Origin of the sequence: Moorena sp. SIO2C4 (assembly GCF_010672485.1) — a bacterium.
GTDB lineage: Bacteria > Cyanobacteriota > Cyanobacteriia > Cyanobacteriales > Coleofasciculaceae > Moorena > Moorena producens.
Genome location: NZ_JAAHGN010001203.1, coordinates 1 through 2,107, shown reverse-complemented (window position 1 = coordinate 2,107; position 2,107 = coordinate 1). Strand labels below are relative to the sequence as shown.

Sequence of the window (2,107 nt, the reverse complement as noted above, 5' to 3'; positions counted from 1 at the left end):
TTTTCGGAAGGGCGGTCCCAACACTACGAGGCGGAAAATCAGTGCGAGCCCGTCCCAACACTGGCGGTGCGTTACGGGAAGGGCTATCCCAACACTACGAGGCGGAAAATGAGTGCAAGCCCGCCCCTAACGCACCCTACGCACTGGCTTCCCCCTTATTAAGGGGGACGGGAGGGGGATCCCGTCCGAATCTGATATGATATCTCAATCCGTGACCAGCAACCGGAATTTATGCAACTCGTTGATTGGCTAATTGTCCTAGTCTACTTAGTCTTGTCCCTCGGATTAGGACTATACCTCTCGCGCAAGGCTTCCGGCAGTCTTGTTGATTTTTTTGTTTCGGGGCGATCGCTCCCGTGGTGGTTAGCCGGTACCAGTATGGCTGCCACTACTTTTTCCATAGATACCCCCCTCTACATTGCCGGGGTAGTTGGCAATCGAGGCATTGCGGGCAACTGGGAATGGTGGAGTTTTGGCATATCCCATCTAATCATGATTTACATCTTTGCCCGGATGTGGCGACGGTCAGAAATTGTTACGGATGCCGAACTCACGGAAATCCGTTATGGTGGCTCGATAGCTGCCCTATTACGGGGAACCAAAGCCTTTCTGTTTGCGGTACCAATCAACTGTATTGCCATTGGCTATGCCATGCTAGCCATGGTCAAAGTAGTAGGTGCTCTAGAAATTTGGCAAAGCCTTGGTATCGCTCCCGAAGCCAGTAGTGTAAAACTCTGGAGTGTATTGGGAGTAAGTGTTCTAGTCTTAGTCTACGCTGGCTTTGCTGGACTGTGGGGCGTAGTTGCTACGGATTTCTTCCAATTCTTTTTTGCCCTACTCGGAGCAATCATAGTTGCTGTAGTTGCCATTAACCATGTCGGTGGTATTCATCAACTAGTCCCAAAAGTGCAGGAAGTCACCCAACAGGATGTACTAGCCTTTTTTCCCCTCACGGTTGGTTCCAGAGGGATTAGTTGGAGTGAAACTGCTGGCATCAGTGCTAGCACATTCTCTGCCTATATCTTCCTGCAATGGTGGGCATGGCGTCGCAGTGATGGCGGTGGTGAATTTGTCCAGCGCCTGGCCGCATCCAAAAATGAAGCAGATGCCGAGAAAGCCGCTTGGCTATTCAATATCTTTCACTATGTAATCAGGACCTGGCCGTGGATCCTAGTTGCCCTAGCCGCAATGGTAATCTATCCAGATTTGGCAGACCGGGAATTGGGCTATCCCAAACTGATGCTAGACTTTCTGCCACCAGCCATGCTCGGGATAGTGGTAACCTCCCTGCTCGCCGCATTTATGAGTACTGTGTCTACCTCCATTAACTGGGGAGCCTCCTATCTCACTAATGACCTCTATTTGCGCTTTTTTCATCCCCAAGCCACAGAATCGGAACTAGTCTTAGTGGGGCGGATCGCATCAGTGCTGGTCACAGTTTTAGGAGCAATTGCCGCCTTCTTTGCCACAGACGTTGCCACCGTGTTCCGATTAGTAATTGCCATTGGTACTGGACCGGGATTAGTGTTAATGTTACGTTGGTTCTGGTGGCGGATTAATGCTGCTGCTGAACTAACCGCCATGGTTGCTGGTTTTGTAGTCGGGTTTGGTACTAGTGTCGTGCCAGTTATTCAGATTCCTGACTTTGGTTGGCGTCTGCTAGTAACAGCTGGAATTACTGGTGTGTTGTGGGTAGTGGTAATGTTGCTCACTCCACCAGAATCTGATACCACCTTAGATGAATTTTATCGACGGGTGCGTCCAGCAGGGCCTGGCTGGAAACGTCAGCAGCTTCGCACCGGTTTAGCCCCAATCCAGGATTTGGAACACGATCTAAAACGGGTGCTGGCATCGATATTGCTAATGTTTGGAGCAATGTTAGGAATTGGAGGATTTTTGTTGCTAAAGCCCTTGACCCTTTACAAACATAACCAATAGGACAAGGTTCACAATGAACTCCCGGTTCGCAAGTTTCGTGCACAAAATGAGGTTTACTGCCATCCGTATATTCGCAAGTTTCATAATCAAGACAAAACAATTCAGCAATTATGGCGCACATGAATACAATTAGTAAACTAGCACATGACTCAAGAAACACACAGTTAAA

2 protein-coding genes are annotated in these 2,107 nt (G+C 49.1%); both read left to right on the top strand.

Annotated features, from left to right (window positions below):
* Window positions 1-200 (top strand): hypothetical protein (locus F6K20_RS35590; RefSeq protein WP_287297967.1); only part of this gene is annotated, 200 nt, incomplete at its 5' end.
* A gap of 31 nt (window positions 201-231) precedes the next feature.
* Window positions 232-1,938: a sodium:solute symporter family protein gene (locus tag F6K20_RS35585; protein ID WP_287297965.1), complete on the top strand. Its 1,707-nt coding sequence runs from the start codon at window positions 232-234 to the stop codon at window positions 1,936-1,938.
* Window positions 1,939-2,107 lie beyond the last annotated feature (169 nt).

Coding starts and splice junctions, on each gene's coding strand:
- F6K20_RS35585 (WP_287297965.1), top strand. CDS start 232: ATGCAACTCGTTGATTGGCTAATTGTCCTAGTCTACTTAGTCTTGTCC.